General features: G+C 64.6%; 15 protein-coding genes. 4 read left to right on the top strand and 11 right to left on the bottom strand.

Going from position 1 to position 15,520, the window contains the following annotated elements; all coding sequences use genetic code 11:
• Positions 1-59: 59 nt before the first annotated feature.
• From Q1A36_RS05225 to Q1A36_RS05200, 6 genes are all read right to left on the bottom strand, one after another.
• Positions 60-557: a type VI secretion system tube protein Hcp gene (locus Q1A36_RS05225; RefSeq protein ID WP_299840719.1), complete on the bottom strand. Its 498-nt coding sequence runs from the start codon at positions 555-557 to the stop codon at positions 60-62.
• A gap of 39 nt (positions 558-596) precedes the next feature.
• Positions 597-2,087, bottom strand: coding sequence for a type VI secretion system contractile sheath large subunit (gene tssC / locus Q1A36_RS05220; RefSeq protein ID WP_299840717.1), 1,491 nt, complete (start codon positions 2,085-2,087; stop codon positions 597-599).
• Between the two features lie 3 nt (positions 2,088-2,090).
• Positions 2,091-2,618 (bottom strand): type VI secretion system contractile sheath small subunit, encoded by a 528-nt coding sequence (tssB, locus tag Q1A36_RS05215; RefSeq protein ID WP_299840714.1) that lies wholly within the window; start codon positions 2,616-2,618, stop codon positions 2,091-2,093.
• A 92-nt stretch (positions 2,619-2,710) separates the two neighbouring features.
• Positions 2,711-4,081 carry a type VI secretion system ImpA family N-terminal domain-containing protein gene (locus Q1A36_RS05210; protein WP_299840712.1) on the bottom strand — a complete coding sequence of 457 codons (1,371 nt, stop codon included), beginning with the start codon at positions 4,079-4,081 and terminating at the stop codon, positions 2,711-2,713.
• On the bottom strand, positions 4,074-5,297 hold the full coding sequence (gene tagH / locus Q1A36_RS05205) for a type VI secretion system-associated FHA domain protein TagH (protein ID WP_299840710.1): 1,224 nt from the start codon (positions 5,295-5,297) through the stop codon (positions 4,074-4,076). The genes Q1A36_RS05210 and tagH overlap by 8 nt, the downstream gene beginning before the upstream one ends.
• An 8-nt stretch (positions 5,298-5,305) precedes the next feature.
• Positions 5,306-5,908 carry a hypothetical protein gene (locus tag Q1A36_RS05200; protein WP_299840707.1) on the bottom strand — a complete coding sequence of 201 codons (603 nt, stop codon included), beginning with the start codon at positions 5,906-5,908 and terminating at the stop codon, positions 5,306-5,308.
• 174 nt (positions 5,909-6,082) lie between these two features.
• Between Q1A36_RS05200 and Q1A36_RS05195 the strand changes: the two genes are divergently transcribed.
• Positions 6,083-7,711: a BCCT family transporter gene (locus Q1A36_RS05195; RefSeq protein ID WP_299840705.1), complete on the top strand. Its 1,629-nt coding sequence runs from the start codon at positions 6,083-6,085 to the stop codon at positions 7,709-7,711.
• Between the two features lie 12 nt (positions 7,712-7,723).
• Here Q1A36_RS05195 and Q1A36_RS05190 read toward each other — a convergent pair whose 3' ends face one another.
• From Q1A36_RS05190 to Q1A36_RS05170, 5 genes are all read right to left on the bottom strand, one after another.
• On the bottom strand, positions 7,724-7,906 hold the full coding sequence (locus tag Q1A36_RS05190; protein ID WP_299840703.1) for a hypothetical protein: 183 nt from the start codon (positions 7,904-7,906) through the stop codon (positions 7,724-7,726).
• Positions 7,906-9,267 (bottom strand): amidase, encoded by a 1,362-nt coding sequence (locus Q1A36_RS05185; RefSeq protein WP_299840701.1) that lies wholly within the window; start codon positions 9,265-9,267, stop codon positions 7,906-7,908. Before Q1A36_RS05185 ends, Q1A36_RS05190 begins: the two co-directional genes overlap by 1 nt.
• Entirely contained in the window at positions 9,257-10,675 is a 1,419-nt protein-coding gene (locus tag Q1A36_RS05180) for a TRAP transporter large permease subunit (protein WP_299840699.1), read from the bottom strand. The genes Q1A36_RS05185 and Q1A36_RS05180 overlap by 11 nt, the downstream gene beginning before the upstream one ends.
• A 45-nt stretch (positions 10,676-10,720) precedes the next feature.
• Positions 10,721-11,305 (bottom strand): TRAP transporter small permease subunit, encoded by a 585-nt coding sequence (locus tag Q1A36_RS05175; protein WP_299840697.1) that lies wholly within the window; start codon positions 11,303-11,305, stop codon positions 10,721-10,723.
• A gap of 67 nt (positions 11,306-11,372) precedes the next feature.
• Positions 11,373-12,515: a TRAP transporter substrate-binding protein gene (locus tag Q1A36_RS05170; RefSeq protein ID WP_299840695.1), complete on the bottom strand. Its 1,143-nt coding sequence runs from the start codon at positions 12,513-12,515 to the stop codon at positions 11,373-11,375.
• A 240-nt stretch (positions 12,516-12,755) separates the two neighbouring features.
• Here Q1A36_RS05170 and Q1A36_RS05165 point away from each other — a divergent pair, with 240 nt between their 5' ends.
• The 3 genes from Q1A36_RS05165 to Q1A36_RS05155 are packed head-to-tail and all read left to right on the top strand — an operon-like array spanning position 12,756 to position 15,504.
• Entirely contained in the window at positions 12,756-13,745 is a 990-nt protein-coding gene (locus Q1A36_RS05165) for a DctP family TRAP transporter solute-binding subunit (protein ID WP_299840693.1), read from the top strand.
• Entirely contained in the window at positions 13,746-14,207 is a 462-nt protein-coding gene (locus tag Q1A36_RS05160; protein WP_299840691.1) for a TRAP transporter small permease, read from the top strand.
• The gene (locus Q1A36_RS05155) at positions 14,200-15,504 is read left to right on the top strand and encodes a TRAP transporter large permease (RefSeq protein WP_299840689.1); all 1,305 of its coding nucleotides are present in this window, start codon (positions 14,200-14,202) and stop codon (positions 15,502-15,504) included. Before Q1A36_RS05160 ends, Q1A36_RS05155 begins: the two co-directional genes overlap by 8 nt.
• Positions 15,505-15,520 lie beyond the last annotated feature (16 nt).

Here is a 15,520-nt window from a genome sequence, read left to right as displayed (position 1 = left end):
GCAAGTCTGCGCTGCGCCGGGGATCGTTCCTGTCAGGGAATGACGCTGATCGCTTGGGATCAGGCGTTCCATTCCTTGTTCTCGGCGATGTCCCAGCCGGCCATCGTCTCGGCGCCGGCAGCGCCCGATTCTTCCTGCAGGGTGTAGAGCACTTCGAACTTGCGGAAGTTCAGGGTCAGGGTTTCCTGGATGCGATCGAGACCGTCCTTGGAACCACCGGTGTTGTAGCTGGTGATCATGATGTTTTCCATCTTGATCCGGAAATACTCGACCGGGGCTGCGCCGCCGGATTTCCGGACGATCAACTCGCCGTTCTCGATATGCTCGCCGTTGGTGCAGCGCTTGATCAGGTCGTTGGAAGCCAGATCGACATATTTGGTCAGGGTGATGTCCTGAACATTCACCTTGCCGCCGCCACCGCCGGAACCGACATGGGTGGTCCCCGACTGGGTCAGACCCCAGTTCCAGGCCAGCACGTCGACCTCGTTGCGATGGGTGTCGTCCTGGGACTCACCCTTGATGTTGTTCGAAAGTTTCAGGAAGATATCAACGGCCATGCACTCGCTCCTTTAATAACGACAGCCAGGTAAAAAAACTCATTTGCCTTTCGGCAGCTTGGACACCAAGCTCATCCCGATGTCCATTCCTTCAAGCTGGAAATGCGGCTTGAGGAAGAACTTTCCGACGTAATAGCCGGGATTCTCCTCGTCCTCGACCACTTCCACTTTGGCCCCCGCCAAAGGTTTCTTGGCTTTCTCCCGCTCGCTCGCGCTTTCGGGATTGCCGGATACATATTTGTTGACCCAACTCTGCAACTGCGTCTGAAGTTGCAGACGGTCGGGATTTTGTCCGATCTTGTCGCGCACCATTACCTTCAGATAGTGACTGAAGCGTGACACCGCGAAGATATAGGGCAGGCGCGAGGACATGTTGTCCGAGGCGGTCGCCATGTCATCGACGTATTTCTTGGGCCGGTACAGCGTCTGTGCGCCGATGAAGGCGGCCTTGTCGGTATGCTTGCGGTGGATCAGCCCTATCAGTCCGGCTTTCGACAGCTCGCCCTCGCGCCGGTCGGTGATCGACACTTCGGTCGGGCATTTCAGGTCTTTCGACCCATCGCCGGTCTCGAATGTGTGGCTGGGCAGGTTCAGCACTTCGCCGCCCGACTGCACGCCGCGGATCTGCACCGTCCAGCCGTATTCCTTATGCGCCCGGTTGATGTTCACCGCCATCGCGTGGGCGGCGTTCATCCAGGCATATTGCTTGCCGTCATGGCCGTCGGTTTCCTCCTGGAAATCGAACTCCTCGACCACCGAATTGGTGTTCTGGCCATAGGGCTCGCGCGAGAGGACGCGCGGCAGGGTCAGCGCCAGGTAGCGGCTGTCCTGGCTGTCGCGCAGGCTGTTCCACGCGGCATAATCCGGCGTCTCGAAGATCTCGGACAGGTCGGGCGGGGTGCCGATCTCGGTCCAGCTGTCCATCCCCAGCAGCTCGGGCGCGGCCGAGCTCATGAAGGGCGCATGGGCCGCAGCCGCCACCTTGCCGATCGCGCGCAAGAGACCCACATCGGCGGTCGACTGGTCGAAATAGTAATCGCCCACCAGCGCGCCGAAGGGCTTGCCGCCGAGCGTGCCGAATTCCTGTTCGTAGATCTTCAGATGCAGCGGCGACTTGTCCCATTTCGCGCCGGGATAGCGCCGCATCATCGCCGCCAGTTCCTGCTTCGAGGCGTTCAGCACCTTGACCCGCAGGGTGGCGTCGGTTTCGGAATTGTTGATCGTGTAGGCCAGACCGCGCCACGAGGCTTCCAGCTTCTGGAACTCGTCGTGATGCATCACCTCGTTCAGCTGGTCGGACAGCTTCTTGTCCATCTTCGCCAGCATGGCGGTGATGGTGTCGATCACATCCTCGCCGATCAGGGTCTCGTCCTGCAGCGCCTCGTTGACCAGGGCGACAACGGCGTTGTCCACCTCTTTCGCGGCGACATCGGTGCGCGGCTTGATGGTCTGGCGCAGAATGTCGGAAAATTCGTCAAGCTCGGCGAGGCCGGCATTCTCGTTACCGGCCTGCTGGGGGGCTTGGGCCATGACTTAGTCCTCCGTGCCGTCGTCCGATGCGGATTTGGCGCTTTCGCGCGCGGCCAGTGCCGCCATCAGCTCGGGGTCGTTCAAAAGCTGTCTGATCTGTTCCTGAGCCTTGGGCTTGGAATTCATGTAGCGCTGCAGGTTCGCCAGGTGCTGGCGCGCCTCGAGCAGTTTCTTCAGCGCCGGGATCTGCCGGGCGATGGCGGCCGGTTCGAAATCTTCCATCGAGTGGAATTCCAGGTTGACCCCAAGGCGACCACCCTCGGCCCCCAGCTCGTTCTCGACGTTATAGGTCAGGCCCGGCGTCACGCTGTCCATGAACTCGTCCAGCGAGGCGGCGGTGACATCCACGAAATCGCGCTCTTCCAGCGGCTTCTTCTCGACCGGAGAGGCATTGCCCGAGAGGTCCGACATCACGCCCATGACGAAGGGCAGTTCGACCATCTTCTCGCTGTCATAGGGATCTTCGTAGGAAATATTCACCCGCGGCGGGCGATTACGCTTGATAAAATCGGTCGACTTGTCCGCGGCCATCATTAAACTCCCAACAGTTGCGTGCGACGAAACAATCAAATCTTGACTGTGTCAATGGCACAGCCCGGAATCCCTGTCCGAAAGGTCAAAGCCTAGCCTTTCGCCTCGGCGTTCGGCATCAATTCCGCAACAATCGACTGGAATCCCTTGTCCATGAAGCCCCGCGCCCGGGCCAGCAGGATCGGAATCGGGCTGGCCGGTTCGCGTGCGGCATAGAATGCCTCGACCGCCTGCAACTGCGCGGCGACCTCGGCACGCGAGGTCAGAACGAGCGGTTCAGCCGGCGGCGCCTCGGTGCCCCCGCTCTGCGGATCAAAACCGCCAAGGGCGTTCTCGCTGAGCTTCTTCATCCGCTCCATCGACAGGGCAAAGCCGGTTTCGGGCGCGAATCCGATCACCGCCTTGCCGGCATCGCCGGGCAGCAGCGTCTCCAGCGCCTCGATCAACGGCCGACCGATCAACAGCCGTGCCTGCGTCACCAGAAGCAGCGCCGGCGAGGAGGGTTCGTTGCGCGCAAGGAAGCGCTCGGTGCCTTCCAGCGCCGCACGCACGCCCGCGCGATCAGTGATGGCTCCGATGGGCGGCGGTGCGGCTAGCGGGGCCGGGGCGGTTAGGGGCTGATCCGGCGTGGCCTCGGTGGGCGACTCCACCGGGATCGGCGCGGCCTCGACCTGGCTGGACCAGATCACCAGCTCCGGTCGCGCTTCCTGCAGCAGTTTCTGCATCCCGGTCAGCGCATCCAGCGTCTCGGCAACCAAGGGGCGGAAGCGCGCGGTGGGATGTGCCGCGCAAATTTCGACGATGCGCGACAGCGCCTGTGCCGCCCGGCCCAAGTCACCATGCAGCCGCTCGACCAGTTTCTGATGCGCCGGCGAGGCCAGGGTCGAGATGATCGGACCGCGCTCGATCCCTTCTTCCGATGCCCGCCCGCTTGCCTGGCCCGTTGCGACGAGATAGCGGCGATAGGTCGCATCCGCCTGACCGGCCAGCGGCAGGTAGTGCAGCGGCATGACCACGGTCTTGATCGAGCCCAGTTCCTCCAGCGCCGCACGACGGTCGGCAGAGGAACCCGCGACGCTCGGGTGCAGGGCGTCGGGCCATTGGGTCAGCGCCTCCGCCATCACCTGCAGCGTGTCGGCGAAATCGCCGGGCCGTCCGGCCAGAATCTGGAACCGCGCCAGCAAGGACAGCAGCCGCAGGTCGCGACTCTGGCGCAGAAGATCGCTGATCGCCTGCGTCTCGGCCCGCAGGTTGATGGATTTCGGATCAAAGACCTGGTCGATGCTGCCTTCGACCCCGGCCATGCCCGGCGTGACATAGCGTTCGGGCAGGCGCACCTCGGCCTCGTAATAATAGTCGATGAAGGCAGGCGCGCCCTCGGCCTCGAGATCGGGGCCGCAAGGCGCGTCCTCGCTGATCGGCTGTAGCAGCCAGTTCAGCGGCAAGGCCTGAGTTTCAGCCATCGTTCGGCTCCTTTCCCGCGACGCCGCCCTGACGCTCGACCATGTCGCGATAGGCCGCGGAGAAGTGGATCAGGAACTCGTCCAGCATCCCGTTCTCATGCGGCGCGGTCTTCTTGTCCCACCGCTCGACGAAGATCTCCCAGGCCTTGGCACGCTTGTTGCCGCCAAGACGCCCGGTCTCGGCCTGGGCCTCGATGGTCTCGGGGGCCAGATCGCTCATCAGCCTGGCCAGTGCCGGTTGCAGCGCGGCAAACAGCGCCGCCTGGTGCAGCCGCAGGTCGTTCAACGCATCGTCAAATCCGGACACCCCATCCTGGAAGCCGGCGCGCGGTTTCAGGAACATGGTTTCGATGGCCTGATCGACATCGGGCAGGAATTTCAGCGGATTGTTGTCCGCCGCCCCGCGCATGGTGCGCTCGCCGGTCCGGGCGAACTGCTTCGCAGCGGCGCGGTCCTGCAGCGCCATCATCACCTGCTGCGCCACGCGACGGATCGTCTGGCCCAGAACCTGCGCCAGCTGATCGGGGGCCACGTCGGCATAGAGGTCGGGCGGCAGGCCGGCGCCCTTGCAGAAGGCGCGGACGAAATCATGCTCGGGCGCGGGTGCGGCGGGCGGCTGAAAACCGGTGATCTCGCGCGGCGCCGATGGCGGGGCGGCGAAGGTCGAGGGATCGTCCAAAGGAGGCACCACCGGAGGCGCATAGCGACGCGCTGGCTGGCGCGCCTGACCGGTCGGGATGAAATCGTCGGCAAAGTCATGGCGCTGGCCCAGATGCCGGGCGGGCAGCGGATCGATCGGCGCAGCGGGACCGCCCTCCAGCGCCCAGGGGTCCTCGGCAAAGCCCGGCGCCTGCGAGCGGTCGGGCAGCGAGGCGGGCGTCAGCGCCGAGCCCTGCCCCGGCTGCTCCAGCAGGACGACGATGATATATTGCCCGACCTGAAACCGGTCGCCGTCCTGCAGCGGGTGCGGCCCGTCCAGCCGGTAACGCTGGCCCTGCAGGAAGGTGCCATTGGTCGAGACATCGCGCAGCCACCAGCCGCGCTCGTCGAGGTAGACATCGAAATGATGGCCCGAGATATGCCGGCTGGCATCGGGCAGCACCCAGCCCATCCCGCCCGAGCGTCCGGCCGACAGCCCGCCATCGGGCACCGCGACGCTGGCCGGCCCGCCATCGTCCAGAACCTGATAATTCTCGATCTGCAGGGTCAGGGTCATGGCGCTGGTCAATAGACGCGGAACAGCGTTTCGGCCATGTCGATGAACCGGGCAAGAAAGATCGGTCGCCGATTCAACTCGGCCCGCGCGAGGCAGGACAGCACCGCGCTGTTGACCGAGCGCGGGGCGCGGTGCAACGGCGCGGGCATGGGATCGTTTGGCGCCACCGGCCCGCCCGACCAGGCCACGGCCAGACCCAGAAGCACCGACGGCGTCCGCGAAGGTGCCCAGAGCGCATCCCTCGCGATACGCTGGCGCATGGCGGTTGCGGGGTGGTTCAGCCAGTTGGCCACCAGCTCCATCATCGGCCGTTCCATCGGGTCGAGATAATCGGCCATCAGTCGGAGGCATTCATAACCCCAGCGCACCGACATCTGCGGCAGGGCCGCAAAAGCGGTATAGGTCACGGCCTCCTCGGGTGTGGTCGAGGCGCGCAGCCGGCCCAGAAAGGCCAGCGGGTCCTCGCCCGGGCGCGGGCGCTGCTGGGTCAGTTCGGCAATCTCGGGCAGGCGCAGATACAGGTCCTGCGGCGTGTCGAACCGCAGCGCGCCGATGGGCGGCCGCGTCTTGTCCGCGTCGGACCGCGTCGGCGGAGGGGTCGAGTCATTCATGGCACTGCCGGAACCGTTTAACTGGCGAGAAGATCAAGGCTTTGGACGGGAAGGTCAAGCCCGTGACCGACCGCGCGGAGACTGGTGAACGAGGGGCGGTTTTGCGTTTTGTGCAATTTTCCCTATGATCGCGGGAGAAAAACCGAAGAAGCCACAACCGGAAGGCAGGCCACCATGAGCGAGACCGGAGGGACTCCGCAATCTGACGACGACCTGTTCCACGACACGGATTACGTCGTGGGCCAAGACAATATCGAAGGCTCGCTGGGGCCGGTCGGGTTCGACATCCACAATCCGGTCTTCGTGGTATCGGCCCTGACGGCGATGACCTTCATCCTGCTGACGCTGATCTTTCCCGAAACGGCAGGCGGCGTGTTCCAGTCGATCGTCAGTTTCGCCACCCAGACGCTCGACTGGTATTTCATGATCGTGGTCGATTTCTTCGTGATCTTCTGCTTCGCGCTGATCGTCTCGCCCTATGGCGGCATCAGGCTGGGCGGAAAGGACGCCGAACCGGAATACAGCTATCTCTCGTGGTTCGCGATGCTGTTCGCCGCTGGCATCGGCATCGGGCTGCTGTTCTTCGGCGTGCTCGAGCCGGTCTATCACATGAACGTCTCCTCGCCGCTTGGCGTGCCCTCACCCATCGGGCCGGACGGGCAGATCATCCCCGGGAACATCGCCGAGGCCCGCGCGCTTGGCATTGCCGGCACCTATTTCCACTGGGGGCTGCATGGCTGGGCGGTCTATGTGGTAATGGCGCTGGCCCTGTCGCTGTTCACCTATAACAAGGGCCTGCCCTTCTCGATCCGCTCGGCCTTCTACCCGATCCTCGGCGAGCGTGTCTGGGGCTGGTGGGGCCATGCCATCGACATCCTTGCGGTCTTCTCGACCCTCTTCGGGCTGGCGACCAGCCTTGGGCTTGGCGCGCAGCAGGCCAATGCCGGGCTGAATTTCGTCTTCGGGCTCGAGGTGAATACCTCGACGCAGGTCATCATCATCATGCTGGTGACGGCGGTGGCGCTGGTCTCGGTCTGGCGGGGGCTGGATGGCGGGGTCAAGATCCTGTCCGAGATCAACATGGTGATGGCGCTGTTGTTCTTTCTCTTCGTCCTCTTCGCCGGGCCGACGCTGGCGGCGCTGGACGGGTTCTGGACCGGGCTTGTCACCTATGTCCGCGACTTCATCCCGCTCTCGGCCCCCTTCGGGCGCGAGGATGACGCCTATCGCGAGGGCTGGTCGGCCTTCTACTGGGCGTGGTGGGTCAGCTGGGCGCCCTTCGTCGGCATGTTCATCGCCCGGGTCTCGCGCGGCCGCACGGTGCGCGAATTCGTCATCTGCGTGCTCTTGATCCCCAGCCTGATGATCTTCATCTGGATGGGCGTCTTTGGCGGCATCGCCATCGAGACGCTGTTCGCCGACCCGGAAAACAGTCTGGTCAAGGAATATGTCATCGACAATTACAGCCCGGAGCTGTCGCTCTTCGGGATGCTGGCCGAACTGCCGCTGACCGGGCTGATGTCGACCATCGCCATCGTGCTGGCTCTGGTCTTCTTTGTCACCTCGTCCGATTCCGGCTCGCTGGTGGTCGACACGATCACCGCCGGCGGCAAGATCGACGCGCCCAAGCCGCAGCGCATCTTCTGGGCGACGATCGAGGGGCTGATCGCCATCGTGCTCTTGATCGGCGGCGGGTTGTCGGCGCTGCAGGCGGGGGTGACGGCGACCGGCATCCCCTTCTCGGTGGTGATGGTGCTGATGTGCTATTCCATCATCCGCGCGCTGCAGACCGAGCCGCGATAGCGCGCGGCCGGCTCAGTGATCCTTTGGGCTGCGCGGCCTGCGATGGCTACGCAGCGATTGCACCACATCGACCCCGGCCAGTGCCAGCGTCACCGCGATGACTCCGCCCAGATCCCAACGCGGCACATACCAGACCAGAACCAGCAGCGACGCGGCCATGACCGCATAGGCGAAAAGCGCCATCAGCCTGTCCATCAAGCGATCTCCTTCTGTTCGTCGATCTCCTGCCCGGACTGGACAAGGTCCATCAGCCATGCGGCGGTCCGAAGCAGCCGCGCATCGTCGCCGACCCGGCCCACCAGTTGCAGCCCCATCGGCAACCCGCCGTCGCTGACGAACAGCGGCAGGCCCACGACCGGGGTGCCGCAGAGCGTCCAGATGCCGTTGAAGGCGGAATCGCCGGTGCTGGACCGATCCGGCGCCGGGCCGGGGCTGGCGGCACAGAGGATCGCGTCGCAGCGATTGAAGATCCGGTCGAGCCCGGCATTCAGCACCCCGCGCCAGTCGAGCGCCGACAGGTAATCCCGCGCCAGCACCGCTTTCCCGGCATCGATCGCCTCGGTCAGTTCCGGCGACATCAGCGCCCGGCCGCGCTGTTCATGGGCGAAATAGCATTTCGCCATCTCGGCTTGGTTGATCCGGGTGCGGATGGCCTGCGCCTCGGCAAAGACCGGCGGCAGTTCCACCCGCTCGATCCGTTCGCCGAGAAGGCCGAACAGCTCCTCCATCGCCGTGCGCATCTGTGGATCGGTCTCGGGCGGGCTGGGCATGTCGATCATCACCAGATTGGGCAGGACCGGCGGGGCGGCGCTGGCGGTCTGGGTCAGGCGCGGCGCGGGCATGGGCTGGGTGGCCGGATCGGCAGGATCATGGCCGGCCAGCGCCTCGGCCAGCAGCGCGGCGTCAGTGACGCTGCGGGCGAAGACCCCGACCGTGTCGAGGAAGGGCGATTGCGGCAGGATGCCGCTGCGCCCGATCAGCCCGAAGCTCGGCTTGAACCCGACCACCCCGCAATAGGCGGCGGGCCGGATCACCGAGCCGCCGGTCTGCGTGCCCACGGCCAGCGGCACCATTCCCGCCGCCACCGCCACGGCAGAACCCGAGGAGGAGCCGCCCGGCGTATGTGCCAGATCATGCGGGTTGCGGGCTTTCGAAGGCTGCAGATAGGCCATTTCGGTGGTCACGGTCTTGCCCATGATCACCGCGCCCGCCGCGCGCAGCCGCGCCACCAGCGCCGCATCCTCTCGCGGCACCCGGCCCTTGTCGATCGCGGTCCCGTTCTCGCCCGGCACCCGCGCTACGTCGATCACGTCCTTGATGCCCACCGGCAGCCCGTGCAGCGCCCCAAGCGCCGCCCCAGACTTCCGCCGCTCGTCCAGCGCCCGCGCCTGCGCCAGCGCGTATTCGCCGTCGAGCCAGGCCCAGGCCTGCAGGCGCGGCTCGGTCTCGGCAATGCGCTTCAGATGCGCCGTGACCACCTCGACCGCCGAAAAGCGCCCCGAGGCCATGCCGTCGCGCAGGTCGATGGCCGACAGCCCCGTCAGATCAACCGCCATAGAACACCTCGGGCAGGTAATAGACCACGCCGGGGAAGATATAGACGATGGCCATGGCGATGAAGACCATGAAGAGGAAGGGCATGACGCCGGCGAAAATCTGCGTCAGCTTCACCTCGGGCGGCGCGATCCCCTTCAGGTAATAGGCCGACATGGCCATGGGTGGGGTCAGGAACGAGGTCTGCAGGTTCAGCGCCACCAGGATCCCGAAGAACAGTGGATCGACCCCGAACATCGGCAGGAGCGGCAGGAAGATCGGCACGAAGATGATGATGATCTCGGACCATTCCAGCGGCCAGCCCAAGAAGAAGATGATCAGCTGCGCCAGAAGCAGGAATTGCAGCGGCGTCAGGTCCAGCCCGCCGACGAATTCCGAGATCAGATGCTCGCCCCCCAGATAGGAAAAGACCGAGCTGAAGGTATAGGATCCGACGAAGAGCCAGCAGACCATCGCCGTGGTGCGGACGGTCAGATAGACCGATTCCCTGAGGCGCTGGAAGGTCAGCGAGCGATAGCCGGCAGCCAGTACCAGCCCACCCATCGCACCGATGGCGGCGGCCTCGGTCGGCGTGGCCAGACCGAAGAGGATCGAACCCAGCACCGCGACGATCAGCACCGCCAGCGGGAAGAACGACGTGACCAGCATTCGGACCAGCGTCGGGAAGGGCACCGATGGCACTTCGTCCTCGGTCGGGCGCGGCGCCACCGAGGGCTGCAGGATCGAGCGGCCGATGACATAGACGAGATAGAGGCCGACCAGGACCAGCCCCGGCAGCATCGCGCCCGCGTAAAGCCGGACGATCGACACGCCCGAGGCGGCGGCATAGACGATCAGCATGATCGAGGGCGGGATCAGGATGCCAAGCGTGCCGCCGGCACAGATGATGCCGCTGGCGAAGCTGGGATCATAGCGCGCCTTCAGCATCGAGGGCAGCGCCAGCAGCCCCATCAGCGTGACCACCGCGCCGACGATGCCGGTGGCGGTCGCAAACAGCGCGCAGGTGATCAGCGCGGCCACGCCCATCGAACCGGGCATATTGCGCGAGGCAACGGCCAGCGTCGAAAACAGCCGGTCCACGATATTCGCCCGCTCGACGATATAGCCCATGAACAGGAACAGCGGCACCGCCGTCAGCACCTCGTTCGACATCACCGTATAGGTCTGGTTGATGAAGAGATCGAAGATGCGGTTGTTGAACAGCCCCTCGACCCAGCTTGTCGTCGAGGTCCACCAGTCGGCATCCTCGGCCAGCCGGTTGAAGCTGCGCCACATCCGGCCCGCGTCGAAATAGGCGTAATAGCCGAACATGATGCCAAGGGCCATCAGCGTGAAGGCGATGGGAAAGCCCAGGAACACCAGGATGATGAACACGCCCAGCATCGACAGGGCGACCTGCGGATCGGTCAATTTCGGTTCTCCGTCTGAAGGGGCAGGTCTGGCAGAAGGCGCGGGTCAGGCCTCATGGGCATGGGCCTTCTCGGCTTGCTCGCGGATCAGCAGCTGCTCGGTCTCCTCGACATCCTCTTCGGCCTCGGTCCAGTAGCCGTCGCGGATCGCCATGATGCAGCGCATGACCTGCGCAATGCCCTGGATGAACAGCAGGATGCCGGCGGCGACGATCACCGCCTTGAACTGGAAAATCGGGATGCCGGCGGGACTGTTCACGCTGACCTCGCCATATTGGAAACTGCGCGCGGCGTATTTCCAGCCGGCAAAGATCAGCGCCGAGACGCCGGGAAAGAAGAAGATCAGGTACAGCAGCAAGTCCACCCCCGCCTGCACCCTGACCGGCCAGAGCCGATAGAGGAAATCGCCCCGCACATGGCCGCCGCGCGACAGCGTATAGGCGCCGCCCATCATGAACAGCGTCCCGTACATGATGAAGGACACATCCAGCGACCACGAGGTCGGCGCGTTGAAGATATAGCGGACGATCACCTCATAGGTGACGCCCACGGTCATCAGCATGATCAGCCAGCCAAAGGTCTTGCCGAACCAGGCCGACAGGCTGTCGGCAAAGCGCACAAAGCCAAGCATCGGGTTTCCTCGCATTCGAAGACACCCCCGCCCGGTCACGCCGCGCGGGGGCCTGCGGATCAGGCGATCAGATCTTCAGCTCGCCGGGGAAGAAATGCTCGTAGGCGAGCGCATAGTCCGGCTTGTCCATCAGCTCGTAATAGACCGTCCGCTTGACCCAGTCGCGCTGGCTGTCGAGGATCTTCTTGATCGTGGCATCCGCCTCCAGCGTGGCGATCATCGCCGTCCAGGCCTCGAGCTGTGCCTGCAGGATCGCATCCGGGGTCTTGTGGATGGTCACGCCGGATTCGTCGCGCAGTTTCAGCAGGTCCGCGGAATAGTTATCCAGCGCATAGGCGGTGTTATAGGTCGAAACCGCCTCGACCCCATGCTCCAGAATCGCCTGCAGGTCCGGTTCCAGATCCTCGATCACGTCGCGGTTGAACAGGAATTCAAAGGCCTCGGACGCCTGATGATAGGAGCCCATGTAGTAATTCTTGGCCACATCCTGCGCGCCGAAGCGAAGGTCGGATGAGGGGTTGTTGAACTCGAAGGCGTCGATCACGCCGCGCTCCATCGCCGGAACGATCTCGCCGCCCGGAAGCTGCGCGACCGACATGCCCATGGATTGCAGCAGGTCGGCGGCCAGACCGACGGTGCGGTATTTCATCCCCTTGATGTCCTCGACTCCGGCAATCGGGTTCTTGAACCAGCCAAAGGGCTGCGCCGGCATCGGGAAGGCCATCAGGCCCACCACATTCAGCCCCATCTGGTCCTGCGTCAGCTCGCGGTAAAGCTCGCGCCCGCCGCCCTGATAGAACCAGCTGAGCATATTGGTGGGATCGCCGCCGAAGACCGGGCCGGTGCCGAACAGCGAGGCCGCCTTGTGCTTGCCATACCAATAGGCCGAAACCGAATGGGCAATGTCGATGACGCCATCGCTGACCCCGTCCATCACCTGGAACGCCCCGACCACCGCGCCGGCCGGCAACAGGTCTATCTGGATGCGTCCGCCCGACATGGCCTGCACCCGGTCCACATATTGCTGCGCCATGGTCTGCCAGATGTCCGAGGCCGGCCAGCTGGTCTGCATCTTCAGGACCAGCGGCGATTGCGCCAGAACCGCCGGCGCCGCCAACAGCGTGCTGGCCGCAGCCCCCCCGGCGATGGCCCCGCCACGCCGCAGGAACGAGCGGCGCGACACCGCAGGTTTGATCGTGTCTTCCGTCATGTGTCTTCCTCCCAGGTTATTTGTATACTTTGCTCCCCACTGCACTGTTCCGTCTGGCTGGTTTCAAATCAAGAGTTTATTGATCGCTCGTTTCTTTGTGACTGCACCGATCGGTCAGAAAATCCCGCATGAAAGCCCATATTTTCCTGTGGAGGCAGGCAAAAACGGACACGCGGGCAACTTGCGCGAGCCTGCGCAATCTGCAATCAACAGCGCAAGAAGACGAGGAGGAGGAAAACAATGTATACGAAACTGGTTCTGGCCGCGACCACCGCGCTGGCCCTTGCTTTGCCCGCCGCGGCGGAGACGCTGCGCCTGTCCCACAATGTCGGCGACACCACCACCTGGCAGCAGGGGGCCGAGAAGTTCGGCGAATTGCTGGCCGCGGAAACCGGCGGCGCCTATGACGTTCGGGTCTTCCCCAATGCCCAGTTGGCCGGCGGCGACCAGATGAAGCAGGCCGAGATGACCGGCCGCGGTGCCATCGACCTGGTGCTGACCTCGGCCATCAACGTGACGCCGCTGGCCCCGGAAATGGCCGCCTTCTCGCTGCCCTATCTCTATGCCGATTACGCCGCCGTCGACCGCACGACGCAGGGTGCCGCCGGCGACAAGATGGAAGAAATCATGGCCGGGCACGGAATCAAGGTGCTGGCCTGGGGCGAGAACGGTTTCCGCGAGGTGACGAACTCGAAACGCCCGATCAAGACCCCCGCCGACATGGCCGGGCTGAAGATGCGCGTCGCCGGGCCGATGTATATCGACGTCATGACCGATCTCGGCGCCAATCCGCAGCAGATGCAATGGTCTGAAACCTTCCCGGCGCTGCAGCAGGGCGTGGTCGACGGGCAGGAAAACCCGATCGGCGCGGTGATCATCCCGCAGCGCGTCTACGAGGTGCAGAAGTACATCACGCCCTGGCATTACAGCTATGACCCGCTGTTTCTCGGCATCGCCCAGACCCGCTGGGACGCGATGGACGAGGCCACGCAGGCGCAGTTCCAGAAGGCCGCCGACGAGGCCATGGCCTATCAGATCGAGATCAGCCGCAAGGCCACCGACGAGGGCATCGCCTATCTGAAGGAACAGGGCATGGAGGTCACGGAACTGACCCCCGAGGAGTTGCAGGCCTTCAAGGACGCGACCAAGCCCAGCTTCGACAAATGGTCGGAGAAGGTCGGCGCGGATATCGTGAAGCTGTTCACCGACGAAGCGAACGCGGCGAACTGAATGCGCCTGATCGACGATTTCGAGAAGATCGTCTGCGCGGTTCTGCTGCTGGGCATGACCGCGCTTGGCTTTGCCAATATCGTCGTGCGCTATGGCACCAGCCATAGCTTTGCCGCGACCGAGGAATTGCTGACCGGCGGCTTCGTGCTGCTGACCGTCTTCGGCGCCGCCATCGCGGCGCGGCGGGGCGAGCATCTGGCGGTGGAACTGATTTCCGACCTGCTGCCCCCGCCCGCCCGCCGCGCGGTGATCTGGCTGGCCGGGGCGCTGTCGGCCGCGCTGCTTGTGGCCTCGGTCTGGTTCACCATCGGGCTGGTGCAGAACCAGATCCGGACCGGCATGACCAGCTATGCGCTGAACCTGCCGCTCTGGTGGTATTCGGCGGCGGTGCCGCTTGGCTTTGCGCTGGTGCTGGTCCGCTATGTGCAGGCGCTGGTCCGGGGGCCTGAACGTGATGGGTGAGATCGGTTCCGGCAGCCTGATGGTAGGGCTGTTCTTCCTGTTCCTGATCTTGCGGGTGCCGGTGGCCTTCGCGCTCGGCCTCTCGGCACTGGTCGCCATGTGGCAGCTGGGCTTCGGCCTCGACCTCGTGGGCGACCTGCTGACGGCAGGCATTGCAAAATTCTCGCTGCTGGCGATCCCCTTCTTCATCCTTGCCGGCAACCTGATGGGCCGGCTCGGCATTGCCGACCGGATGATCCGCTTTTTCCGCGTGCTGGTGGGCGATCTGCCGGGCGGCATGGGACTTGTGGGCACGGTGGTCTGCCTCTTCTGGGGCGCGGTCAGCGGCTCGGGCCCGGCCTCGGTCGCGGCCATCGGGCCGATGATCATCCGCTCGATGGAGGAGGACGGGTTCTCCAAGGCCTTTGCCGCCGGGCTGGTCTGCACCGGGGCGGCCTTGTCGATCGTCATTCCGCCCTCGATCGGGCTGGTCATCTATGGCGTGCTGGCCGAGACCTCGATCGCGGACCTGTTCATTGCGGCGATCATCCCGGGGCTGGTCTGCGGTGCGCTGATGCTCTGCGCCCTGCCCTTCGGACGCGTCGGCGATGCTGCGGCGACCCGCGCATTGGTGCCGCCGCCCTATCCGGGCCTCGGCTATGGCGCGCGGCTGTGGCGCTGTTTTCTGGACAGTTTCTGGGGGCTGATGACGCCGGTGGTGATCCTTGGCGGGATCTATTCCGGCATCTTCACCCCGACCGAGGCCGCCATCGTCGCCTCGGTCTATGCGCTGGCCGTCGGCGCCTTGGCCTATCGCACGCTGAACTGGTCCGGGCTGATGGCCGCGCTGACCGATTCCGCCGCCTCGTCTTCGGTGGTGATGCTGGTCGTGGCCTATGCCGGGCTCTTCGGCTGGGTGGTGACGGTGGATGATCTGGTCGGCACCTATTCCGGCGCTTTGCTGGGCCTCTCGTCGAACGAATGGGTGATCCTCGGGGTCATCATGCTGGTGCTGCTGATCTGCGGCATGTTCATGGACGCGATCACCATCATGTTCATCTGCCTGCCGATCTTCCTGCCGGTGGCGCGGGAACTGGGCTGGGACCCGGTCTGGTTCGGCGTGCTGGTCATGGTCAACCTGGCCATCGGGCTGATCACCCCTCCGGTCGGGATCAACCTCTATGTCGCGGCGAACATCACCCGGCTGCCGCTGGAAAAGGTGGCGCGGGGGGCGCTGCCGTTCCTGCTGACCAGCCTGATCGGGCTGGCGGTCATCGCGGCGGTTCCGGCGCTGAGCTTGATGCTGTTGGGGCGGTAGGCTCGCCGCGCAACAG

Origin of the sequence: uncultured Paracoccus sp. (assembly GCF_947487305.1) — a bacterium.
In the GTDB taxonomy this organism is placed as follows: Bacteria; Pseudomonadota; Alphaproteobacteria; order Rhodobacterales; family Rhodobacteraceae; genus Paracoccus.
The sequence above is the reverse complement of the archived record's forward strand: the minus strand, read 5'-3'. Positions and strand labels throughout refer to the sequence as shown.